Source organism: Spongiibacter nanhainus (assembly GCF_016132545.1).
In the GTDB taxonomy this organism is placed as follows: Bacteria; Pseudomonadota; Gammaproteobacteria; order Pseudomonadales; family Spongiibacteraceae; genus Spongiibacter; species Spongiibacter nanhainus.
Genome location: NZ_CP066167.1, coordinates 3,632,425 through 3,656,964, shown reverse-complemented (window position 1 = coordinate 3,656,964; position 24,540 = coordinate 3,632,425). Strand labels below are relative to the sequence as shown.

At 56.9% G+C, this 24,540-nt stretch carries 16 protein-coding genes; 9 read left to right on the top strand and 7 right to left on the bottom strand.

The window, feature by feature from the left end; translation table 11 throughout:
• Nucleotides 1-2: 2 nt before the first annotated feature.
• Nucleotides 3-1,955, top strand: coding sequence for an AMP-binding protein (locus tag I6N98_RS16620; protein ID WP_198569443.1), 1,953 nt, complete (start codon nucleotides 3-5; stop codon nucleotides 1,953-1,955).
• Between the two features lie 39 nt (nucleotides 1,956-1,994).
• On the opposite strand, the gene I6N98_RS16615 is transcribed toward I6N98_RS16620, so the two are convergent.
• Nucleotides 1,995-4,700, bottom strand: coding sequence for a winged helix-turn-helix domain-containing protein (locus I6N98_RS16615; RefSeq protein WP_198569442.1), 2,706 nt, complete (start codon nucleotides 4,698-4,700; stop codon nucleotides 1,995-1,997).
• A 215-nt stretch (nucleotides 4,701-4,915) separates the two neighbouring features.
• A complete protein-coding gene (locus tag I6N98_RS16610; protein ID WP_198569441.1) occupies nucleotides 4,916-5,929 on the bottom strand; it encodes an NADP-dependent oxidoreductase in 1,014 nt (337 codons plus the stop codon).
• Between the two features lie 263 nt (nucleotides 5,930-6,192).
• On the opposite strand from I6N98_RS16610, the gene I6N98_RS16605 reads away from it, so the two are divergent.
• The 7 genes from I6N98_RS16605 to I6N98_RS16575 are packed head-to-tail and all read left to right on the top strand — an operon-like array spanning nucleotide 6,193 to nucleotide 17,064.
• On the top strand, nucleotides 6,193-8,109 hold the full coding sequence (locus I6N98_RS16605; RefSeq protein WP_198569440.1) for a hydantoinase/oxoprolinase family protein: 1,917 nt from the start codon (nucleotides 6,193-6,195) through the stop codon (nucleotides 8,107-8,109).
• A 2-nt stretch (nucleotides 8,110-8,111) separates the two neighbouring features.
• Entirely contained in the window at nucleotides 8,112-8,543 is a 432-nt protein-coding gene (locus I6N98_RS16600; RefSeq protein WP_198569439.1) for an acetone carboxylase subunit gamma, read from the top strand.
• A gap of 2 nt (nucleotides 8,544-8,545) precedes the next feature.
• Nucleotides 8,546-10,690, top strand: coding sequence for a hydantoinase/oxoprolinase family protein (locus I6N98_RS16595; RefSeq protein ID WP_198569438.1), 2,145 nt, complete (start codon nucleotides 8,546-8,548; stop codon nucleotides 10,688-10,690).
• Between the two features lie 24 nt (nucleotides 10,691-10,714).
• Nucleotides 10,715-12,967, top strand: a complete 2,253-nt coding sequence (locus I6N98_RS16590) for a hydantoinase B/oxoprolinase family protein (protein WP_198569437.1) — start codon at nucleotides 10,715-10,717, stop codon at nucleotides 12,965-12,967.
• Between the two features lie 23 nt (nucleotides 12,968-12,990).
• Nucleotides 12,991-13,845, top strand: a complete 855-nt coding sequence (locus tag I6N98_RS16585; RefSeq protein WP_198569436.1) for a hypothetical protein — start codon at nucleotides 12,991-12,993, stop codon at nucleotides 13,843-13,845.
• A 16-nt stretch (nucleotides 13,846-13,861) separates the two neighbouring features.
• Nucleotides 13,862-15,865, top strand: coding sequence for an acetoacetate--CoA ligase (locus tag I6N98_RS16580; RefSeq protein ID WP_198569435.1), 2,004 nt, complete (start codon nucleotides 13,862-13,864; stop codon nucleotides 15,863-15,865).
• A gap of 20 nt (nucleotides 15,866-15,885) precedes the next feature.
• Entirely contained in the window at nucleotides 15,886-17,064 is a 1,179-nt protein-coding gene (locus I6N98_RS16575) for a lipid-transfer protein (RefSeq protein ID WP_198569434.1), read from the top strand.
• A 65-nt stretch (nucleotides 17,065-17,129) separates the two neighbouring features.
• On the opposite strand, the gene I6N98_RS16570 is transcribed toward I6N98_RS16575, so the two are convergent.
• The 4 genes from I6N98_RS16570 to I6N98_RS16555 all read right to left on the bottom strand — a co-directional run bounded on the left by I6N98_RS16570 (nucleotide 17,130) and on the right by I6N98_RS16555 (nucleotide 20,648).
• Nucleotides 17,130-17,588, bottom strand: coding sequence for a BLUF domain-containing protein (locus I6N98_RS16570; protein WP_198569433.1), 459 nt, complete (start codon nucleotides 17,586-17,588; stop codon nucleotides 17,130-17,132).
• A 182-nt stretch (nucleotides 17,589-17,770) separates the two neighbouring features.
• Nucleotides 17,771-18,694 (bottom strand): hydroxymethylglutaryl-CoA lyase, encoded by a 924-nt coding sequence (locus tag I6N98_RS16565; protein WP_198569432.1) that lies wholly within the window; start codon nucleotides 18,692-18,694, stop codon nucleotides 17,771-17,773.
• Complete coding sequence (locus I6N98_RS16560) at nucleotides 18,694-19,923, bottom strand: CaiB/BaiF CoA transferase family protein (protein WP_198569431.1); 1,230 nt, start codon at nucleotides 19,921-19,923, stop codon at nucleotides 18,694-18,696. The genes I6N98_RS16565 and I6N98_RS16560 overlap by 1 nt, the downstream gene beginning before the upstream one ends.
• On the bottom strand, nucleotides 19,920-20,648 hold the full coding sequence (locus tag I6N98_RS16555; RefSeq protein WP_198569430.1) for a glutathione S-transferase family protein: 729 nt from the start codon (nucleotides 20,646-20,648) through the stop codon (nucleotides 19,920-19,922). Before I6N98_RS16555 ends, I6N98_RS16560 begins: the two co-directional genes overlap by 4 nt.
• A gap of 238 nt (nucleotides 20,649-20,886) precedes the next feature.
• On the opposite strand from I6N98_RS16555, the gene I6N98_RS16550 reads away from it, so the two are divergent.
• Nucleotides 20,887-23,280 (top strand): TonB-dependent receptor, encoded by a 2,394-nt coding sequence (locus tag I6N98_RS16550; protein WP_198569429.1) that lies wholly within the window; start codon nucleotides 20,887-20,889, stop codon nucleotides 23,278-23,280.
• Nucleotides 23,281-23,353: 73 nt separating this feature from the next.
• Here I6N98_RS16550 and I6N98_RS16545 read toward each other — a convergent pair whose 3' ends face one another.
• On the bottom strand, nucleotides 23,354-24,523 hold the full coding sequence (locus I6N98_RS16545) for an alpha/beta hydrolase (RefSeq protein WP_198569428.1): 1,170 nt from the start codon (nucleotides 24,521-24,523) through the stop codon (nucleotides 23,354-23,356).
• Nucleotides 24,524-24,540 lie beyond the last annotated feature (17 nt).

The following is a 24,540-nucleotide window of genomic DNA, read 5'->3' as shown; positions in this document are numbered from 1 at the left end:
ATATGGGTGGAAGACGAACTCCCCGTATAGACCAAATTAATGGCATGCCGTCACCCACTGAGCCACGGCAGCCACCCAGCTGGGCTGCGCAATCTCAGCTGCAACGGTTTATTAATTGGCTGGGTGAAACCGGTCACGACATTGATGATTATCCATCGCTGCTGCAGTGGTCTTGCAGTCAGCGCGACGCTTTCTGGAAAGCCCTGACGACATATAGCGGAATGTTCCCGAGTATCGATGAGTGTGCTATGTCAGCGCTATTGCCAGACCGCCCCGGCCACGCACAATGGGCGGTTTTTACAAACTATGCAGCGCTTTTATTGCGCGAGCTAAACGACGATGCCATCGCTGTGGACGAAATCACCCAGGATGGAGAGCTGCGCTCACTTACCCGGCGGCAATTGCGGGCTGTGGTAGCAGCCCTGGCGGCACGGCTATCTTCCCTCAGTGTGGGCGCCGGATCGATGGTGCTGGGGCATTCGACAAACAGCATTGCCGGTCTGTGTGGCATGCTGGCTGCGGCCAGTGTAGGTGCCTGTTACTTTGCTGTGGATGCCCGAGTGCCTTTGCACGCGGTGGCCAATCGCCTCCAGCATGCACCGATTCCCGGTGGCGAAATTACCTTGATTCTGGAGGAGTCCGAGCCCGACGCCTGTCACGAATGTGACGATCTACAGGCAGGGCCCCGGCTAATGCTGCAGTGGCGCAGCGACACTGAGGGCAATGATGGCAGCAGCGTCAATAACGAGTTACCCAAGGCGACGGCTTTTGTTATTGATACTGGCGCTGACCCAGATGTCCCTTTCTCTCCGGTAGAGGTCAGTGTCAATACACCGCTTTTCTTGCTGACTGAAACCAGTCTCGAATCGCAACAACCTATGGTTCAGGTCGGGCATATGCAGGCGGCGTTGGAATACTACAAGGTCGCCGCGCTACATATGAACCTGCAAGACGCAACGCCGGTAACGCTGTTGGCCGAGCCGGGTGATATGCATTGGTATATTGGCTTTGCCGCGCTTATGCTGGGGTGTCGACTTTCTCTGCGAGACCCCGTGCCAATGCGTCGCGGTGACGCGGCCCTCAAAAGCACCGAGCAGGGAGAACAGGTGCTGATCTCCGACCCGGACGTACTGTGGTCGGGTTTGTTCAAATATAACAGTGATGCCCTGGCCAGTTTGTTGCGGCGCAGTGAGGCGGTACATCTATTTGGCGATCACCTGGCCAACTCCGTCCAGGACAAAATGGGCGAGCTATGCCGAGATGATTGCTGGATCAACCTGCAGTTGCCCGTGGTGCGCGCTGCATCAATTGTTCTGGGTGGCGCGCCTGTGCTACCTAATGCGGCCGGGTGCAGTCAGGTTGTCACCCTGGGCGCCTCGGTAGAGATTAAAACCGAGCCCTACACTCGCGACGCCGGTGGCGAGCTGCTGTTAACCCAATTGCCCTTTCCATCACCGCAATTTGGCTTGCCCATCACCAGTGGTGTAAATGTCCGGCTAGCTGAGGCCGGTGGCTTCATGCTGCTGGGCGCCTCCAACCGCAGTTTTGCGCGTTATGGGGCGCATGTTGAAGTTCAGGATTTTTACACCCAAGTATTGGCCATTAGCCATGTTATCGGAGTGATGGCAGCCTGCTGCAAGTTGGAGGGCGGGCGCTATTTCTTTCCGGTGTTCCTGCAACTTGAAGAGGGTGCCAAGCTCAACGAAGTCTGTAAGGAACGGGTCCAGCAGCTGTTAAAGCAGTTTGTCGACCCCAGGTTATTGCCAGACCAGATTTACCAGGTCCCCGATATGCTGATCAGTCACAACGGCCGTATTCTGTCCAGTTCACTGGAGAAGCTGTTGGTGGAGGGTAGCTGCGATATGGACGAAATCAAACGGCGTTGCGCCAAGCCGGAGGTGGTGGATTGGTACGGTGAATTCAGAAGCGGTCGGGCCTTTATGTTTGAGGGCTGAATCAGTCTTTTTAGCTCGGGCGCTCGGCTTGATTCTTACCTATATCACACCCATATTCATAGCGGCGCGAATGGCCTGGGTACGGGTCCTGACCCCCAGCTTGCTGTAAATATTTTTCAGATGAAACTTAACGGTATTCTCTGAAATAAACAGATCCCGGGCGATAACCTTGTTGGAGGAGCCCCGCGCCACCAATGACAGCATTTGCAGCTCGCGGCTGGTCAGAGGTTCCAGAGGCTGAAAGCCGGTACTGCCCAGCTCACTGCTTCGGGTGGTTTCAATACCACTTTCGGCAAGAAGGGTTGCGCAGAATTCGTGAGTGTCTTTGGGTAGTTGCTCCGCCAGTGCGCGCTGCATCAGCGATATTACCGCTCGACCTTCATCAATAATAGTGCGGTAGAAACCGTGATTCAGGGCCATGGTGAGCGCGCCGGTCAGCTCCTGGGTGGCGAGTTCGTGCTGTGCTTTATTCTCTCGGTAGATCGCGCTGAACAGCTTAAGTTTAATCTGGCGGGGTATGCAGTGCTGGCTTACCGCAAAGCTGAATTCACTTTGAAGTGCCTGTTCCACATTGCGGGATTTATCGGTGTAGGCCATCAGTCTGAGCTGGCTGAGCCGGGCGCCTTCTATCGCATCCGAAAACATCAAATAGTTTTTTGGTGGCGTTGACTGGGTGGGTATGCGACTGGCAATCGCCTGGGCCTGTCCCGTATCGCCTCGCACCAGGGCCCGTCGCACGTGCTCCCAGGCGCAGATAGTGGAAAGTCGTGACCAGGTCGCGTGGATCGCGATGTCCTCGAGATACTCCAGCAACTGCTCGGACTGGGCGAAGCGCTCTTTAGCGTCGCAGGCTCTGATCATCGCCAGATAGGCACTGTTGACAAAATCCAGCATCAGACCAGTATCGATTTCAGTACGGTATTGCTGAAATACATCAAAGACCTGATCGAGGCGATTTTTCTCATAGAGAGACATGAGCGCGGTACAGACCGCTGGTGCTGCGGCGTAAGAGCCCTCAACCAGCCAGCGTTCGTCCTCAAGGGTGGCCTCGCTGCGTTGTAGGGATTCGTCCACCCGGCCCTGTAAGTAACAACTGATAATGCTGAGGCCGACGTTGTACCCGCCGGGGAAGATGGCTTTGCCTTCCTGGCTGTGATTACGAGCGGTGGTCAGGTAGTTGCGGGCGCCGGCAAAATCGCCGGTTGCCATGGCGTGGTAGGCTTTGATATTGGCCGCAGCGCTGAGTTCAAAGGCGTAAAAATCGGTGGCTTCAGAAACCTCGGTGTCGATATCGGCGATCATGGTGAAGGCCGTACCCAGGTTGTCCAGCACCAGCTCCACCACCGAAATCATAATGTCGGAGTCGATCTGAAAACGCTGTTCGCCGCTATCGAGTTTGCCCTCACGCAGTAGCTCCAAGAAGGGCGCCAGTTTGTCGCGCCGACGCAGAAAGGTCAGCGCCCAGGTGACTTTAACTACCAGGGTGGGGCACTTGGCAATCTCGTCGATGGGGATTTTGTCCGCCCAGCGGGCCACACTCTGTAAGCAGGCATTGGCCACTTCCTCGCCCGCCCACAGGTCCATGGCTCTAACGGCAAACTCGTAGTCTTTGGCCTCAATAGCGTGGTAGAGGCTGTCTTCATACAGCTCCCATTCGAAAAACCACTGTGCGGCGCGGCGGTGTATCTGCTGCCATTCCTCCGGCGCCTCGCTTTTCAGTTGTTCCTGCAAGAAGTGGCTAAACAAGCCGTGGAATTTAAACCAGTACAGCTCCTGATCGATATTGCTGAGAAATAGACCGCTGCGTTCCAAAAACAATAGAAAGCTCTGCGAGTCTTCCCAGCCGGTGATCGCGTTGCAGAGAGAGGCGCAGAGTCGACGCAGCGGTGCGGTATAAAGCATGAACTGCTTTACCCGCTCGGTCTGAAACTCCAACACATTGCTGGCCAGATACTCGGTGATCTGATATGGCGTGTAAGAGCTGAGGTTTTTAAGACTGTCCCGCACGGTGTTTTGCGCCAGAGTCAATCGGAACAGCTGTAGTGCCGCCGGCCAACCCTCCGAGCGCTGGTAAATCGTCTCTAATTCTTCGTCGCTAAGGTTAAGTTTGCTGTTGATATTGAAGAAGGCGCGGGCTTCATCGGGCGAAAACTTCAAGTCTTCAAAGCGTAGAATTAAAGCCTGTTGGTTTACCACCAGGCGGGAAAGACCGATAGGTGGAATGGAGCGGGAGGCGATAAATACGGTGATGTAGTCGGGGAGGTGGCTGATGACCTCCTGAAATATCTGATGAACGCCGTGGTCATCAATGTTCTGGTAGTCATCAAAGAAAAGTTGTATCGACTGCCCCTCGGGTGGCAGCTGACTGTTGATACGCTCCACCCAGTAGGCCGCTTTGTAGGGGTCGCTGCGAACCCGACCCTTACTACCGTCCCGAGTACCTTGGCTTCTCAAAATACCCAGCAAGTGCTCCAGGTGTTCGGCCAGACGGGTCACGTCGTTGTCGGCTTCGTCCAGTGTCACCCAGCCAGTGAGCCCGCCCTTGTCTTGCCAGCACTGGGCTATTTGTTGCAGTAAGGTGGTTTTGCCATGGCCGGCGGGGGCCTGAACAATAATGGTTCGCACATGGGGCTGGCCAGCAATATGCTCTATCAGCCCGCTGCGGGGTATGGACAGGGGGTCCATGGCAGGCGAGCTGAATTTATGCAGAAATATTTTTTCTGATGCTTCTTTATTTGTTGGCATTGTGCGCTTTTTTATCTTTCTGTATTGCGCCACAGTGTGCAGTCGATGGGCGCTGTGGCGTCAACGGCGATAAAAGGGGGCGGCGCTGGGACAGTGGCAGTGCTTGGCGATGGCCACACACAGTATCGCGTCGCTTTGCCACTTCCATAACTCGCCTCGCACCGCAGTACCACAGACGGTAACCAAAAGGGCTACCGCCAAAAATAAAGAGGTGGCTAGCGAGAGGGCTCCGGCCCCACTTTGATCATGACCTTGCCATCGTTGCTGCCAGTGTACAGGGAATTCAAGGCGTCCACAGCGTGCTCGAGCCCATCAATCACTTCGAGACGATAGTTTAGTTTACCTTCGCTCATCCACTGGGCAAGGTGGTGCTGCATTTTGGGGAAGTCCTGCATGTGGTCGAGAATAACAAAGCCCTCAATCTTCAGCCGCTTCATGATCGTGTTGTGGAACATGTAGGGGCCGGGGACGTTCTGCTCTGAGTTATACATGGAAATCAGCCCGCAAATGACCACTCGCCCGCCATTGTTCATTAGTGTTAGGCAGTGATCCAGAATCTCGCCGCCAACATTCTCAAATTGAATGTCGATACCGTGGGGGCAAGCGGCCGCCAACTTGTCGGCAAAGTCCGGTTGCTTGTAATTGATGGCGGCGTCAAAGCCAAATTCCTCAATGAGGCGACGACACTTTTCGTCGCTACCAGCAGTGCCCACCACACGGCAGCCTGCCAACTTGGCAATCTGGCCGGTTAGGGAGCCCACCGCGCCGGAGGCGGCGGTAACGACCACGGTTTCGCCCGGTCGGGGTTGGCCGATTTCCAGCAGGCCGTAATAAGCGGTGGGGCCGGCGATATTGAGCACACCAAAAGCGTCCGCCAATGGCACATCGGCGGGCGCAGAGAAGGGAATCAGATCCAGGCCATTGCTGACGCTGTAGTCCGCCCATTCGCCCAGCCAGGTGACGATTTGCCCCGGGGCGAAGGCCGGATTGTCGGATTCCTCCACCACTGAAAGGGTAAAGCCCTTCATGGTGTCGCCCAGCGACAGGGGCTCAATATAGAGCTCTTTGCGCTTACCCAGCCACAGGCGGTTGGTGGCATCCATCGACACGTACAGATTGCGCAGCAGCACTTCTCCGCGGCCTATCTTGGGCTTGGGAGCCTCTTGCAGAGAGAGGGTGTCGCTGTCGATCATTTCTTCGGGGTGCTTATCAAAGCGCCAGTATCTCATTGAATTTATTCCTTATTTTTATCCGTACGCCATTGAGCTGGCGGCGGATATGGCTTCTATGTTGTCTTTTTTACCGAATCCGCGAAAGCCACACAGCTACCCTTTGGGGTAGTTGTCCCCGGCCCCACCCGCTATGAAGAATGATCCTGATTAAACCCCGTTTGCCAGAGCGAATAAGTAAAAAACTGCACGATTGGGTAGTACATCGATTCGGCAAGCGGGCACACACTTTGTCCAACGCTAACAAGAAAAAAGTAAATCTTATGGGAAAACTGATCAATATCGACAACGGCGGTACTCTCACCGATATCTGGGTGTTGGACGGTAATAAGTCCTATCGCACCAAGACCATCACCACGCCCTACGATCTGAGTAAGTGCTTTTTCGAGGGCCTGAAAAAGATCTCGGCGGATATCTATGGTAAAGAGGATCTGGCGGCGCTGCTGCAGTCTACTGACCATATCCGCTACTCCACCACCCAGGGCACCAATGCTCTGGTTGAGCGGAAAGGGCCGGCGCTGGGACTGATTGTGGATACCGCCGCGCGGGAGTGGCTCGATCAGAGCGACCAGCAGGCAGGCCTGCTCAAGAACCTGGTGGGTGAGCGTATCGCTACCCTGGACAGCAGCCAAGGCGATGAGGCTTTTCGCGCGGCGTTGACCGAAGCCGTAAACCAGCTATCTGCCGGAGGCGCGAGCCGCATTGTGGTGGCGTGCATGGAAGGCGATTATGCCGCCACAGAGAAGCGTATTGCCGCGGCGATGCTGAGGGCCTTTCCTCGTCATTTGTTGGGCTCGGTACCGGTGTTGTACGCCAATACCCTCTGCCAGAACGCCGACCCCAATATCCGGGTATGGACGGCGTTGCTCAATGCCTTCCTGCATCCGGCCATGGAGCGCTTCCTCTACAACACCGAAAACGAGTTGCAGCGCTATAAAGTCCGCCATCCTTTGCTGGTGTATCGCAACGATGGTTACTCCGGTCGAGTAGCCAAAACCATCGCCCTGAAGACATACAGCTCCGGCCCCCGCGGCGGTTCAGAGGGCGCCTTGGCCTATGCCCGCCACTACAATTTGGGCCGGGTCATCACCGTGGATGTGGGCGGTACCACGACCGATATCGGCTTGGTGGAAAACGACGCCATCCGCTCCCACCGCCTGGGGCATGTGGAGGGCGTGAAGTGTGACTACGCCCTGGCTGACATTGTCAGCGTCGGTGTCGGTGGCGGCTCGATCATTAAAGTGGTGGAGGGTGCTATTCGCGTCGGCCCCGAGTCAGTGGGCGGTGCACCGGGCCCGGCCTGCTTCAGTATGGGGGGCGAAGAAGCCACCATTACCGACGCTCTGCTGGTTACCGGCCTGCTGGATCCGGCCACCTACTTCGGCGGCAAACTCAACCTCAGCAAAGATAAGGCCGAGGCGGCGATCCGCCGCAATGTGGCCGACCCGCTGGGTATCAGCGTCAATCAAGCCTGTCAGCAAATGACCAAAGCCTGGGCGGATCTGATTGCCAAGGGGATCGCCGAATTCTGTGATGTCGACGACAACACTGTGCTAATGGCCTTTGGTGGTGGTGGCCCGATGGGGATTGCGGCGGTGGCGGAGAGCGCCGGCGTCGATACCGTATTGATCCCCCGTTTGTCCGCCGTGTTCAGTGCTCATGGCATTGGCTTTAGTGATATCGCCCACTCAGCATCAGCGTTAGTTCAATCGTCCACTAAGGTCGAAGATGTGGTTGCCGGCCTGCGGGAGCGGGTATTGCGAGATATGCATACCGAGGGCTACAGCGAGGACGAATGCCAGCTGGAAGCTTGGTATGAATCCGGTGATCGCCTGGTGGATTGCAGCGTCGATGAACTGCCGAAAGTTGCAGGAAAGGCGGGCGAGGGCGTGCGCATTGGCCTGCGTGCAGTAAAGAAAATTGATCACGCCACCCTGGAAGGCGGCAGTGAGCCATCGCCGCAGCCAGCGCAAATTGGTAGCAACCGCGAACTGGTCGACCCTCAGGGCGCGTCACATGCCGTGCCGGTTATTGCTGTTGAGGGACAGCAGCCCGGCGCTGAAGGCCAGGGCCCGGCGGTACTGGAAGAGGCTTTCTGGACTTGCAGCGTGCCGGCTGACTGGCACTACCGCTTCACCGGCAATGGCGACATTTTCCTGAAATCCAATAAGGGACAATAACAATGAAAGTATCCGTGACTGAATATCTCCAGGCCGATCTGGACACTGAGCAGTGGGAGTGCCGTCGCTGCCAGAACGAACTCGGCTCAGCGCGAGACAACTACAAGCAACACACACTGATCTACAACCGCAATCCACAGGAAGTGCACCGTCCGCTGCTCAACCCGGAGATGTATGACCTGTGTTTTTCACCGGACCCCAAAGTCTGTGTTATCTACGAGTTCTACTGCCCCCACTGTGGCACGTTGATGGATGTGGAGTACACCATGCCTGGTGCCATGCCCCTCTACGACATGGAAATCGACATCGACTCCCTGCGTGAAAAATGGACCGGTCAGCCGATGCTGGCAGAACCCGGGCAACCCACCGTTGAAGTTAGCCCAACGCCCACCCGAGCCTGTGGTCACGACCACTCTCATCAGGGAGGCGCGTAACCATGAAGAGAATTGCCGTTGATATCGGTGGTACCTTCACTGACTGCTTTGTGTGCTGGGGCGATGAGTTTATCCAGACCAAAGCGCTGACCACCCACCACAACCTGGCGCTGGGCTTTAACGATGCTCTGGACCAGAGCTGTGAAATGCTAAAGCTCTCGCGCAGCGATATGCTGGCGGAAGTCGACTCGGTGCGCTACGCGACCACGCTGGGTACCAACGCCCTGATTGAGCGGCGCGGGCCCAAAGTCGGTCTGTTGATCACCGAAGGATTTGAAAGTACTGTGCCGCTGTCCCGCGGTCGGGGCTACGGCGACGGTCTTCCCGACGAGCAGGCACGGGATTTGTCCCGAGCGCGCCGCCCAGACCCCATTGTGCCAATCGCCTCCATCCGTACTGTTAAGCAGCGCATGGATTATCGCGGCAAAATCCTGTTGGATCTGGATGAAGCCGACGTCAGAGAAAAGCTCAAGCAGCTGGTAGACCGCGGCGTGCAAGCCATCGTCGTCAATATGATCAACTCGGTGGAAAACCCCGAGCACGAGTTGCGGGTGCAGGAAATTTTTGAAGAGGAATTCCCCTCGTCGATGCTGGGTGCCATCCCCATGGTGCTGTCCCACCAAGTGGTGGGTCGCAAGGGCGAGTACGTGCGCTCCTCCTCGGCCATTATCGACGCCTTCCTGCATTCCACCATGTACTACGCCATGAGTGCGCTGGAGCAAAACCTGCGCACCAATGGCTATGGTAAGCCGATGCTGCTGGTTCATAACTCCGGTGGTATGGCGCAGTTGAACTCTACCGATGCCCTTAAGACTCTGCACTCAGGGCCAGTTGCCGGGATTCATGCCGCCGAGCAGTTGGCGCTGCAAAGCGGCACCAAGAATTTTGTCTGCGGCGATATGGGCGGGACCTCCTTCGACATCGGTCTGATCACCGAAGGCGGCACCAAGCACTACGACTTTAATCCGGTGGTAGACCGCTGGCGGGTCACACTGCCCATGGTGCACTTGGTTACCCTCGGTGCCGGGGGCGGCTCCATCGCCAAGTACGACGCCATCTTCGACACCGTCAAGGTGGGCCCTCAGAGTGCCGGCTCCGATCCCGGCCCCGCCTGTTACGACCGCGGCGGGATGAATCCCACCGTTACCGATGCCGACTTGGTACTGGGTTATCTCGATCCCGACAACTATGCCAACGGTGCCATCCCGCTTAATAAACGCCGCTCCTATCAAGCGCTGGAAGATATCTGTGATGAGATGGATATCTCCGAGCAGGATGCCGCGCTGTTGATCAAGAGCATGGCCGACAGCGAAATGGCCGCCGGCCTGGTGCGGGAATTGAACGGCGGTGGTTACAAGGCCGAAGAATTTATCTTCCTGGCCTACGGCGGTAACGGTCCATTGCACTGCTGTGGCATTGCCGACAAGGCCGGCATTACCGAAATTCTGGCACCGCCCTACAGCAGCGTGTTCTCAGCCTGCGGTGGCGCTGGTCTGGATCAGATGCATATCCACGAGAAAAACGTCTCACTGGGTTTCTACAACAAGCATCTGCGGGCCCTGTACTCCGACTATCAACGTTTCAATGAATTGGTTGAAGAGCTGGAGCAACGCGGTCGCGACGACCTGCTCCGCCAGGGCTTTCACGATGAAGACATCAAGTACAGCCTGGAACTGGATATGCGCTATGGCATCCAGAAGATGGAGGTCAGCATCGAGCTGCCCAATCGCCGTCTGACCAAACCCGCCGATGTACTCAATGCCATCGAGGCAATGAACGACGACTTTGGTAAACGCTACGGTCACGAGATCGTCTCCCCTGAGTCCGGCGTGTGGGTGACCACCGTGCGGGTAGTGTCCCGGGTCGACCTGGGCACCGTGACTTTCTCCGAGCTGGTGCCGCCGGCGCCTTTGCCGGTACAGCCCGATCCGGTGGCCTTCCGGGAGTGCTACTTCAACAGTGGCGACGGAAAGGGCAGCGACGGCGCGATGGAAACCCCGGTGTACGGTGCGGCGGCGTTGGAACCCGGTGTTTGTATTGAGGGCCCCGCCATCGTCAACCCCGGTTCCACCACCTATCTGGTCGAGCCCGGTTGGACCTTTAAAGCCGCTGCCCAAGGGGCAGTGTGGTTCAGCAAAGCCAAGTAACAATAATACGGAAGAGCGTCAGTTATGAATGATCTCGCTAACAACAATCCAGACCTGGCCGATGACAAAGCGTTGGTCGACAGTTTCCTCAGTAAAAACCGTGCCTTTCTCGGGCCAGACCCCGAGATTCAGCGCAACCACCACGTTGCACCCCGCAGTGAGTGGGAAGATCGGGTGCTGTCAGAGGACATCGATACCAATCTCTACGCCGAGATTCGCTCCGGTATGCGGGCGGCCTTGGATGAGACCTTTAAAATCGCCGAGATGACCGTGGCGTCACCAGCGGCCCAGTGCGCCGATATGTCCACCGGTTACTTTACCGCGGCCGGTGACTTGTCACTGGCCTCTACCCGGGGTGTGGCCGGCTTTACGGTTAGCCTTCACTACCCGATTCGTTTTATCCGCAAGTATTACGAAGACGATCAAACGGTCGGTATCAAAGAGGGTGATGGCTTTCTACTGAACGATGCTCACTACGGCGGTATTCACAGCCCCGACCAGCACTTGTTTATGCCTATTTTTAACGACGGCAACCTAGTGGGCTGGTGTGTCTGTGCGATGCACGAAGGGGAAATCGGCGCCCGGGTCCCCGGCGGCATGGGGCCGATGATCGAGTCCCCCTGGGATGAAGGCATCCGCGGTTCGCCGATCAAAATCGTCGAGAACTTCCAGCTGCGCACCGACCTGGTGACCTTTATGCAGAACAGCTGCCGGGAGCCCCAGACCATGCTGGCGGATCTTAAGGCACGTCTGGCGGCCTGCTGCCGACTTGAGCGCCGCGCCCAGGAGCATATGCAACGCTACGGTGTGGATAACGTCGTAGGCTCCATGCGCAGCACCGTGGAGTTTATGCGGGACGAGGGCCGCCGCCGTATTGCCGCGCTGCCCGACGGCACCGTGCGCACCCAGTTCTTTATCGACGACACCATGCGGGAGCAGGCCATGCTCAAGCTGGTCTACAACTTTACCGTTAAGGGCGACAAAGTCATTGTCGATATGCGGGGCTGCTCGCCGGAGATTTACAACCGGCCCATCAACAGCTTGTTGTCGACCCAGGTACTGGGCTGCGCCATTACCCTGGCCCACCATATCTGGCCGGATATGCCCTGCGCCCAGGCGATCATCGACTGCTTTGAGTTTGAAACCGACCCCGGCACCATTCCCGACTGCGGCAACGATGTACCGGTGGCCTTGTGTGTGCAGCCGATGTTTAAAGTGATGACTGCATCGGAAATCGCTTTTGCCAAATTCTACTTTGGCGCCCCCCATCGCTATGGCAAGACCAAGGCGGGTTGGTTCAACCAACCGGCGGCCATCATCTACGGCGGCATTAACCAGCACGAGGACTCCGTGGGCAACATGTGCGGCGACCTTAACGGTATGGCCGGCGGAGCCAAGTGCGACGAAGACGGTGAACACAGTATCGCCCCTTGCTTCGGTGCCAACGTCGACATCGGTGAGAGCGAGGACGCTGAAGAACAGCTGCCCTATATCTACGCGATCTCCAAGCGGATTTGGTCCGGTAACTGTGGCTTTGGCAAGTTCCGCGGCGGCTCTGGCTACCAGTACGGCCTGATGCGTTTTGGCGACCAGCCCTTTGGTTTTCAGACCTTTACCGGCGGCTCTTACTTCCCCTCTACCCAGGGTCTGTTCGGCGGCTACTCGTCTGCGACCTACGGCTCCACTCGCGTACGGGGTAAGAACCTGTTCCACACCATGAAGAGCGATCCGGAAATTTTCCGTGCCTCCATGGAATACATCATGAACGAGCAGCCTTTTGAAGATTGCACCTACGAAAGCCTGTCCATGGCGGTGCCCTTTGAGCTGTATCCCGAGGGCGAGCTGTTTATGACCAGCCAGGGCGCCGGCGGTGGTTATGGTGATGTGCTGGAGCGGGACACCGAAATGGTGATGAAGGATGTCGAGGAGGGCATTATCACCGCCGAGTGTGCACTGGATCTCTACGGTGTGGTGTTTGATCCCACCACCCTGGTCGTCAACCAAGCCGAGACCGAGGCCAAGCGCAACGCGATTCGCCAACAGCGTATCAAGCAGGGCATGACCTACGACGAGTTTGTGAAGAAGCACGTGACCGAAGAACCCGACCAGTCAGAAGTGCCCTTCTTTGGCAGCTGGAACGGCTCCAAAGAGCTCTTCTGTGGTCCCTTTGGCAAGGCGCTGCCCGGTGAAACCCCACCGATTATTATGCCGGACCCCAAAGATATCGAGCTGGCAAAATTGAAAGCCCAGTTGGCCGCCATGAGCCAAGACCAATAACGAATTAGAGCTGGATAGTGACCATGACAACAAACGCGGAAATTCTGCACGGCAGTCAGGCTACAGCAACCCACAAACTGTGGTTGGACGGCACTGAGTTTGCAAAGAGAACCCTGCTGAAAAGCGGGCAAATTCCCTGGATGAACAGCACCGAAACCGCGTCGCTGTTTGGTCAGTTGGAAGGTGTGCTCTCGGCCGATGCCCTGAGCCTGCCGCTTATGGAGATACTGACTGCCTGGTTACAGGCCAACCCCCAGGCACTGATGGATATGTCGGGTAAAAAACGGGTGCGCTATGCGGTGAAAAAACTGTTGACCCATCCGGTATTTCGACACGACCTCAAGGACTTGCTGTCATCCATTGGCGGTGTGGTCCGCGGCGAAATTTTTGTGGTGCTGCCCAGCAGCAGTGAAGTAACACGCTGGGCCCACACCCAGGCCAATCCCGATGCTGAAGTCTTTGATCTTACTGAACTGGATGTGGACTCCGTGTCGGTTTACCTGGCCGACCTGGTGCGGGAATTTAAAGAGTGTGGCGTTACAGCGGTGATCGCCTCCGTTGGAAATGAGGATATGGCGGCCGGTGCCCGGCCGGAACTGTATCAGCCCATCGCCAACGTGGCAGAGCACTACCAGTGGTCCTTTGGCTGCATAGTCAACACTGAAGCCGACGATGCCCCCTTTAAAGATGGCGCGGACATTGTTGTGTCCTCGGGCTCTGCCGCTAATGTCGCGGTACTGGGCAGTGCCTTCTGGCAAGACGGCGCCCTACCGGAGCCGGCGGAAGTGGTCTATTCCCAAGTGCCTGTGGAACTGGCGCCTGAGCAAATTCGCAAACACATTGCCAGCCTCAAACAGCAGTTTGTTGCCTGGGCGTAAAGCGGGAGGCCAAAAAATGACAGTACGTGAAGGGGAATTGCTCTGGTCGCCGCCCCAGGAGTTTGTGCAAAACAGCAATCTGACTCAGCTAATGAACTGGCTCAAAGAGCAGGACATTGTTGAGGTCGATGATTACTCATCACTGTGGCAGTGGTCTGTTGATCAACCTGAGGCCTTTTGGGGCAGTTTGTGGCAGTACTTTGATGTGCAGAGCGATACCCCCTACAAGGCGGTGGTAGACAGCCTGGAAATGCGCCCCGGCGTTAAGTGGTTTGAGGGTAGCCGGGTCAATTTCGCCGAGCATATTCTCCGTCACGCCCAGAGCAACGATGGGACTGCCATCTACGCCATGTCGGAAGCGGCCACACTGCGGGAGACCTCCTGGCCGGAGCTGGCCCGTCAGGTTCGGGTGCTGGCCACGGCGCTGCGAGCCCGGGGGATCAAACCCGGTGACTCAGTCTGTGGCGTGATGCCCAACCTCACCGAGACAGTGGTGGCGATGCTGGCGGCGATCAGTGTCGGCGCAGTGTGGAGCAATGCCGCACCGGAGTTTGGCGCTCAGGCCATTAACGACCGCCTGGGGCAGGCCAAGCCCAAGATGCTGTTTCTCTGCGATGGCTATGAGTTCAACGGTAAGCAGTTTGATCGCGCCGAGGAGTTCTCCCGGCTGATCGACAGCTTCGATTCCCTCGATGCTATTGTGCGCTTTGATGTGATTGGCAGCGGCACTCCCTTTAGCGTCGACAAGCCTGTGGAAAGCTGGGAATCTCTAATGGCAGGCGAAGACCCCGGCGAGCAGTTTCTATTTGAACGTGTGCCCAGCGATCATCCACTGTGGTATGTGTTTTCCTCCGGCACCACCGGCCTGCCCAAGGCCATCGCCCACTCCCACGTCGGCGTGCTGATGGAAATGCTCAAGTTCATGACCTTCCACATGAACTTGAAGCCCGGCGATACCAGCTTCTTCTACACCACCACCGGTTGGGTCATGTTCAATCTGGTGGTGGGCATGATGCTGACCGGAGCTTCAATTGCACTGTACGACGGCAGTCCGGTATACCCGTCTACCGACGTGCTGTGGAAGCTGGCGGAAACCAGTGGCGCCACGGTCTTTGGTGCCAGCCCCAGCTATGTACAATTGATGGAAGACAACAAAGTCGTTCCCAAAGACAGTTTTGATCTCAGTCGTCTCAATACCATTCTGGTTGGCGGCTCGCCCTCCATGCCCGCCACCTTTGCCTGGTTTTACAACAATGTGAAGCAGGACCTGTGGCTCACCTCCCAGAGTGGCGGTACTGAAATTGCCAGCGCCTTTGTGGCGGCGAGCCCCACCTTGCCGGTACACGCCGCAGAGATTCAGGCCCGGGCATTGGCTATGAATGTGGATTCCCTGGACGACGACGGCAAGCCGGTGCGGGACGATGTTGGCGAGCTGATATGTCGCACGCCATTCCCTTCCATGCCGCTGTACTTCCTCAACGACCCCGACATGAAGAAATACTGGGAGTCCTACTTTGAGGAGATCCCCGGTGTGTGGCGCCACGGCGACTTTATCAAAATCAACCAGCGCGGTGGCTGTTATATCTACGGCCGCTCCGACGCCACCCTGAACCGCTACGGTGTGCGCATCGGCACCGCCGAGATATATCGTGCGGTGGAGAGTATGCCGGAGATCAGCGACAGCATGATCGTCTGCGTTGAGACCGGCGATGGCGGTTTTTACATGCCGCTGTTTGTGCAGCTGGCGGAGGGCGCGACCCTCGACGAAAACCTAAACAAAGCCATTGCCGCGCGGCTTAAATCAGAGTGCTCGCCCCGTCACGTTCCCGACGAGGTAGTACCGGTCAGCGAGATACCCTACACCCTCACCGGCAAAAAGCTGGAGGTGCCAGTGAGAAAACTGCTACTGGGCTATGCCGCTGACAAAGTCGTGGGCCGGGGCTCAATGAAGAATGCGGATGCCATCGACTACTACATCGACTTTGCCGCTGACTTTATCGCCAAGCGCGCTGCATCTTAAGGCTAAGAGGACCACCAAACATGACGACTCAGGTAGTGATTGCCGGTGTAGGCATGAGCAAGTTTCGCAAGCCCAGCGAGGCTGCCAGCTACACCAAGATGGTACACGCCGCCATCAATGAGGCGCTGACCGACGCCGGTCTGGACTACGGCGATATTCAGCAGGCCTTCTGCAGCTATATCTACGGCGATAGCTGCAGCGGCCAGCGAGCGCTCTACGATGTGGGTATGACCGGCATTCCCGTGGTCAACGTCAATAACAACTGTTCCAGTGGTTCAACGGGCCTGTTCCTGGCCCGCCAGGCGGTGCAATCCGGCGAGATAGACTGCGCATTGGTGGTGGGTTTTGAGCAGATGAGTGCCGGCGCCCTGGCGTCTCACTTTAACGATCGCGACGATCCCATGGAGCCGTTGCTATCCCGGCTTAGTGCCCTGCAACCGGACGCGCCACTGGCGCCAATGGCCATCCGCTTGTTTGGTGGTGCCGGCGCCGAGTACCTTCAGCAGACAGGGGCCTCGCCGGAATTGTTTGCCCAGGTGGCGGTGAAATCCCGCCGCCACGCCGAGCATAACGAGCGCGCCGTATTTAGAACGCCCTTAACGGTGGACGAGGTGATGGCAGCGCCGCAGCAATTCCCACCCTATCTGACCCGCCTAATGGCCTGCCCACCTACCTCCGGTGCTGCGGCTGCCATTGTCTGCAGTGAAGACTTTGCCCGCCGCAAAGGCTTACAGAGTAAGGTGAAAATCGTCGCCCAGAGTATGGCAACCGATACGGTAGAGAGCTTTGAGAGTGCTCAAGACCTGGTTGGCGCCTCAATGAGCCGGGCCGCCGCGACTTCAGCCTACGAAAAGGCCGGCCTCGGACCGGAATCTATCCAGGTCGTGGAACTGCACGACTGCTTTACGCCCAATGAGGTGCTGAGCTACGAAGCCTTGGGTTTATGTGGCCGCGGCGAGGCGGAGAAGTTTGTCCGCGACGGTGACAACACCTACGGCGGCCGCTTTGTGGTTAACCCCTCCGGCGGGTTAATGTCCAAGGGCCACCCCATCGGCGCCACCGGCGTGGCCCAGTGCGCCGAGTTGGTCTGGCAGCTGCGGGGGCAGGCGGGGGTGCGTCAGGTAGAGGGAGCGCGCACCGCACTTCAGCACAATATTGGTTTGGGCGGAGCTGTGGTGGTGACGATTTATTCGGCGTAGAGGTGGGCGGTCAGGTATCCTGCTGAGGGGCTAAGCTCTAACGATACGGTTTTTATGAGCGCCTCTTACCCAGAAATTGTGTTACGCCACCTCCCTTCTTTGAACGCGGCCAGGAGTTTTTTCACCCGACCTTCATCGAGGTCGGTGAAACACTTTCCACGACAGAAAAAGTCATTAAGCCCCTCAATCTCGTTAAGTTCATCCAGCGATACCGTGGCCAGCCCCATACTCCAATTTGCAAACTCGCGGGCTTCAATAGGTTCGTAAATCAATTTGATGATCCGTTGGTGTCGCTTATCTGATTTTATGGTGTTGTAGAGCTGTTCGATTGTGCTGGAGGTGCCTTCCAAGACCTGGAAAAGTGCGCCGTTTTCATAGAGCAGTATGCCCGTTACTCCCAGTTCTGCATTCTTCTTTCTTGCTTCGACGAGCAGTTCTTTTAAGTCAGCAAGCTGTAATTCTTTAGCGGCCGTGCTCGCGTAAATGCAGCGAACCAAATCCTCCTCGAAATTATTTTTAGTCATCACACTCTCGCTTGTCTTACTGCTGTTGACCAAAGATCGTAGGTCAGAAAGTTGTTATTTTGACAGCTTGCCATACTTGGTCAAAAATTAGCAGGAGCAGGCGCTTTGAATAGTGCTATAAAAGACGCGAGATAAACGCAGTCATTGCATCGGCTGTAGTTGTTGTTACCAGTTTCATAAATCTAGTGTTGCGGTGGCAATGCGCCTTTCGCTATCTGCTGACGAAGCCAAGGCAGGCTGTGTCCACCCAGGTCTCGGCCGACAAGAGTGGATGCCGTGTCGATAGCGGCAACCAGTTTGACTAGGTCTATGCCGGTATCGAAGCCCATTTGCTCCAGCATCAATACCACATCTTCAGTGGCGACGTTGCCGGTGGCGCCAGGGGCAAAGGGGCAGCCGCCGAGGCCGCCAATGGAGGCATCGAATTTGCGAATGCCAACTTCGGTTGCCGCATACACATTGGCGACGCCCATGCCCCGAGTGTCGTGGAAGTGGCAAGAGAAAGTGTCGGCGCCGAATTGGTTGACCAGTTCCGTGACCAGGCTTTTGACTTGACCGGGGGCGGCGGCGCCGATGGTGTCGGCGAGGATGATTTCTGCAGTGCCGGCGTCGATGAGTTGGCCGGCGATATCGATGACCACGCCGGGATCTACCGGGCCTTCATAGGGGCATTCCCAGGCAGTGGCAATGTAGGCCAGGGGTTTCATGCCGTCGCTCTTGCCCTGCTCAAAGAGTTCGACGGCAATATCCAGCGCGCGCTGGGTGGGCATGTTGGTGTTCTTTTGGTTCATACCGTCGCTGGCCGCCACCACCATGCCGACGTGTTGGATACCTGCTTCACGGGCCAAGTCGTAGCCCTTGCGGTTGGGAATCAGGGCGGAGAATTGAAAGTGTTCACCCCGGGGTAGGCCAGCCACCAGTTCGCCGGTACCCGCCATGGCGGGTACCGCCTTGGGGGAGACGAAGGAGCCGACTTCAATGTGCGTAAGGCCGGCGTTTAGCAAAGCGTTAATCAGCCCCAGTCGCTGCTCCAGAGTTAAGATCGTGGCCTGGTTTTGCAGACCATCCCGGGGGCCGACATCGTTGATAGTAATCCGCTCTGCCATTAGCCGATGACTCCTTCGGCTTTGAGTTGAGCGATAGCGTCGTCACTGTAGTGGAGCAGTTCCTTCATCAGTTGATCAGTATTTTGTCCCAACAATGGGGCGGGGGTGTAGCTTTCGCCATTGCTGCGTGACAGTTTTACCGGGCAGCCTGGCCCGCGAGTGGATTGACCATTGGGGTGTTGAAGTTCCACCACCATATTGCGGTGTTGTACTTGCGGATCTCGCAGGGCGCGGCTAAAGGTGTTGACCGGCGCAGCGGGAATACGCAGGGCGTTGAGTTTATCCAGCCAAGCTTCTGTGGTGTCGGTTTTTAGTATGTCGCCAATTTTCTGATCGATAACGGCTTTGTCGGCCAGGCGGCCCGGTTGATGATCGTATTCCGGTTTCTCCAGCTCGGGACAGTCGAGCAGGGTTTTTAAGTTGTGCCAGAAGCTGTCGGTCAGCACCGCGATCACAATATGGCCATTGCGCGTGGCGTAGCTGTTGTAGGGTACGTGCACAAAGTGGCTGTTGCCGATGGGCTCGGGGTCTTCGTCCGATAGAAAGTGCATGGTGGCCATGTAGTTGAGCAGGGAGATTTGCACATCCAACATGGAGATATCGACGTGTTGCCCCTTGCCGGAGCGTTGGCGCTCGATGATGGCGGTGAGCACGCCGATAATGCCGTACATGCCGCCGCCCAGATCGCCGATGGGGATGCCGGCTCGGGTGGGGTTGTCGGCGTCAGTGCCGGTGATGGACATACCGCCACCATAGGCCTGGGCAACCTGGTCAAAGGCTGGGCGGTTGGCGCCGGGGCCGTTCTCACCAAAGCCGGTGATGGAGCAAGTAATGATCTGCGGGTTGACCTGGCTAAGGTGCTCGTAGTCGATTTTCAGTTTGGCGGGGACACCCGCCGCAAAATTGTTGACCACCACGTCGGCGTTTTTGACCAGCTCGTAAAAAACCGCCAGGCCTTTTTCCGATTTTAAATCGATACTGACAGTGCGCTTGTTGCGATTAAGGGTTAAAAAATACGCCCCCATACCGTCGATGGCGTGCTTGGGGTCCTTGGCCAGTAGAGCTCGGGTGCCCTCGCCTTTGAGGGGTTCAACCTTAATCATGTCGGCACCCAAGTCCGCCAGGGTCATGGTGCAATAGGGGCCGGATAACATGTGGGTCAGGTCCAATACGCGGATGCCTGCCAGAGGTTTATTCGCCGCCAGGGCGGTATGTTCCAAGGGGCTCATTGGCGCTGTCGATCCTTGTATTGTTCGTTGCCGAAGGAGTAGGACCAGGTTCGCTCATCCAGCTCCATATAGAAATTGGGCGGCAGCATATAGACATACCCATCAATCACATCTTTACCTCGCTCCACACCGGGGCGGGCCGCGACCCGCTCGAACCAGGCGTGGGTGGCGGGATAGTCCTGTTGCAGGTGAATGTCGATTAAGGGCAGTGCACGCAACCAGGGCCAGAGGGCAATGTCGGCAATGGAAAAGTTATCGCCGGCGATATAGTTACGGTCTGCCAGTTGCGATTCCAGCACCTGGCACTGTCGGCGCGTTTCATTCAAATAGCGCTCCTGGGCGTAATCCTGTTTAACGCGGGCATAGCGCACGTAGTGGTGGGCCTGGCCCTGTAGCGGGCCGACGCTGGCCATTTGGAACATCAACCACTGCAGTTCAGCGTAGCGCTGACGGGGCTCGGTGGAAAGCAGTTGCCCGTACTTGTCGGCCAGATAAATCAGAATGGCACCGGTCTCAAATACCACTATCGGCTCGCCGCCGCCCAGTGGCTCGTCATCCACCAACACCGGCAGTTTGTTATTGGGGTTCAGGGCCAGGAACTCCGGCTTAAATTGATCGCCCTTAGTGATGTCGTAGGGAATCACCTCGTAATCAACACCTAACTCTTCAAGAGCGATGGAGATCTTGTGGCCGTTTGGTGTGGGCACGGTGTGGAGTTTTATCATTGTTTGCCTCCGCTAATTATGTCAATTATATTGACATGATGACTTTGGCCCTGTCCAGTCGTAAGGCGTGATTGGCTCGGGGTGGGCAAGCTGTCCTGGGGCGCCACAGTGAGCGGGCGGGGCTTGACCGGCGCAGAGATAAATGTAAAGTAAGTTTACAAAGTGTGGGGCGGCCTGCCTGCAAACTATCCAGCCGCTCCATATTGCCAAACGATGAATAACAATAAGCGACGTCGATATGAGCAATGACAAGCAAAATGGGCTGAGCGTGGCACCTGAAAAATGGCTGGCTGCTGGGTTGTTTAGCCTATTGAGTGCGACCAGTGTGGCGCAGCAGTCAAACCGGACTCTGGAAGAGGTGATCGTCAGCGCCCAGAAGATAGAGCAGTCATCCCAGGATGTGCCTATCTCGCTAACGGCGATCAGCGGCGAGCAAATGCGTGAATTGGGGGGCGCTGGTCTTCAGGATATTGCGCCCTATATCCCCAATGTGCGTTTTTCTTCCGACACCGATCCGGCGTTGGCGCAGATTAATATTCGCGGCTTTGGCTCCAACCCCCTTAATGCGGCCTTTGAAAGTTCGGTGGGCTTTGTGCAGGACGAAGTCTTCTTCGCCCGCCCGTCCTATTACAACGAAGCGATTTTTGATATTGCCCGTGTCGAGGTGTTGCGGGGGCCTCAGGGTACGCTGTTTGGTAAAAACACCGTGGCAGGTGTCTTTAATGTCAGTACCAAAGAGCCCGGTGACGCGTTTTCCGGCGACCTTCAGGCAACCAAGACCGATCCGGATGAGCGCCGCCTGGAGCTGGGCATTGGCGGGCCGATTACCGATTGGTTGGGGCTGCGCTTTTCCGCCATGGATATCCAGCGGGATGGCCAGTTGCACAACCGCTTTCTGAATCGACAGGACGATAAGCACGAGCAGGATGCCCAGCGCCTGAAAGTAGTAGCGACGCCGACCGAGTCGCTGAGTTTCACCCTTAACGCGGTGCGCTCGGAGACCAGCGCCAACTACTGGGGCCTGCAATTATCACAACTGGACGACGGCACCCGGACCTTTTTACAGAACTACGACCCGAATATTGAGGATGACCCCAACGACCAGCAGACCTCCTATGATCAGCCGGGCTTTATCGATAAAGACTCGGAAACACTATCATTAAAGGTTGAGTGGAGCATCGGTGACCTGGGTGCCATTCAGGATTTAAACTCTACCATGGTGGTGGCTGACACCGAGCTAAACCTGGAGAGCCTGGTGGATCTGGACACCTCACCCGCAGATCTGGCCACTTTGGGTGTCGCCTCCCAGTACGAACAACAATCCTTGGAGTGGCGCTTTACCGGCGGCTTTGATGGCCTGTTTGGTTTGGGGGAGCGCCTGGATTTTGTGGTGGGCACCTTCCTCTTCGACTCGCGCTTTACCCAGCAGACGGTGATACAGGCCGGTGATGATCTGGGCGCCTATTTGACCACCGATGACTTGTTGCAGCTGCTCAGCGGTAATACCTCCATCAGCAGTGGTGGCTTGCTGGGCACCTTAAATCTGGCCGGCCTTTTGCCCATTGCCGATATCACCGCCGCAGTGATTGGCGAGGATCAATACCTGCTGGATTATCTGCTGGACGTGGAAGCCCAGGCCTTGTTCGGTCAGTTTAGTTGGTATCTCACCGAGAGCTGGGTGATAACCCCCGGCGTGCGCTATAGCCGTGAAAAGAAAACCGGTGTGGCGAGTGGCCAGGCGAGCTGCACCCAAGCGGCGCTGAGCTTGCCCTGTGTGATGGAGCTGGCACTGAGTGCGGAAAACTATAACGAAGATGATTTAAAGCGAACCGAAACCGATGTCTCGCCCAAACTGTCGGTGCAGTACTACCTCAATAACGACACCAACCTATTTGTGACTTACTCCCGGGGTTTTAAGAGTGGTGGCTTTAACGCCTCGTCCTTTGGTGGCGAAGACCTGAACTTCGAACCGGAGGAGGCCTACACTATCGAAGGGGGGCTGAAGGGCCAGTTCTTCGACAACACCCTGCGCCTCAACGCGGTGGCCTACCGCACCTATTTTGATGATCTGCAAGTGCTGGCCTTTAACGGCGCTTTCTTTGATGTGACCAATGCGGCGTCGGCAATATCTGACGGTGTCGAGCTGGACTTTACCTGGCTAACGCCGCTACAAATTCTGCAGATTTCCGGTTCGTTGGGTTTGTTGGATGCGCGCTATGAAAACTATCCCTCAGCTCCGGCGCCGATTGAGCAGGGGACAGACGCCCAGCAAGATCTTAGTGATCGCCGCATTTCCCTGGCGCCAAAACAAACCGCCAGCCTGACGCCCAGCATTCAGTTCCCGCTATTTGGTTTGGGGGCCGCTGCCAGTGTCGATATTCTCTACCAAGGGGATCAGTACACCGATGGCGACCTTGATCGGGCCACCTTCCTGGAGGCTTACACCACTATTTCTGCGCGTCTGAGCCTCGCTTCTCTGGATAGCGGTTGGGTTATCAGTGTCGGCGGCAGCAACCTTAGCGACGAGGAGATTGCCGGTCAGACGCTGGATACGGTGTTTTTCCCCGGTAGTTACAACGTGCGGCAAAAGCAGGGCAGAAAGGTGTTTGCCTCACTCTATTACAATTGGTGAGGCGCGGTTTTGGCGGGTACAGCGCCGGCAGATTCAGACCTTGCTCCTGGGGATTGCCCGTCGGCGCCCGGCCCTAGGCAAAACCCTTGCGCTGCAACCAGCTAGCGCACAGCTCGACGGCCTCCTGCAATTGTTCCGGTTGCCCAAAGTAGTAGTGGGTCGCGCCCTGGATTTCGTGCATTTCCCTGTCGTCGTGGCTGATGGCGTTGTACAGCCGGTGGGTATGGCTGGGCGTACAGGCGTCATCGGCAGAATTGCCCACCACCATAATGGGCACAGAGATTTTGCCTGCGCAGGCCACGCCGTCAGCGTTGGAGTCATCGTAGCTCCACTGCGATAACCAACTGCGCAGGGTGCAAAAACGTGCCAGGCCCACCGGCCCGTTGTTGACCACCTGGGGGTCGCCCAAGTAGCACCAGTTGGCTTGGCGGTCATTGGGGTCGACACTGGGGTCCAGCCAGCGCGGGTCGGCCATGGTGCCGTGAACCACAAAACCAAATTCCTCGTTGGGGCGATCCTTGGCTTTAAAGTCGGCCAGTTTATCTTTTACCCACTGCGTAATGCGGCGGTTGCGGGCCACCTGGGCTTCCCGGTAGCGGGTCAGGAAGGCCTCGGAGTAGGGCGGCTGATTGGGGTTGGCCGGATTGTAGAGGTCCAGTTCCGGGTCCCGTTGTTCCGGGTCACTCTCATCCATTATTGAGGCATCCATCCACTCGGTCAGGGTGTGGGCGCGGCTGACATGGGCGGCCAGCACCATCACGCCGTCGGCGGGGATTAAGTCCTGGATGGTCAGGTCTACCCGGTCGCCAGCTGGGGTGTGGGTGATGGTGGGATTCTCGGCCTGGCTTTGGTAGAACAGGGACAGCGAACCGCCACCGCTCCAGGCGGCAAGAATAACCTTGTCGTAGCCCAGCTGCTCCTTGGCGTGACGAATACAGTTGCCCATGTCGATGGCGACTTTTTCCATGATCAAGGCACTGTCATTGCCAGAATAGCGGCTCTGGCAATAAATCACCGGATAGCCGGCCTTGGCCAAGGCGACCACCATGGGCAGGTACTCACCGCCGCCGATGGGGTGCATAAACAAAATAACGTTGTTGCTCTTGGGTTCGGCGGGTTTGAGGTGGTGGGATTTTAGAGCGCCAAAGTCCAGCGGGCCGGCGTAGGTTTCTTTAAACGGGCTCTTGTCCTGATAAAAAATGAGATAGGGAATACGTTCGTAAGATCGGGTTTTTTCGCTCATTTAGCACCTCCTTATTG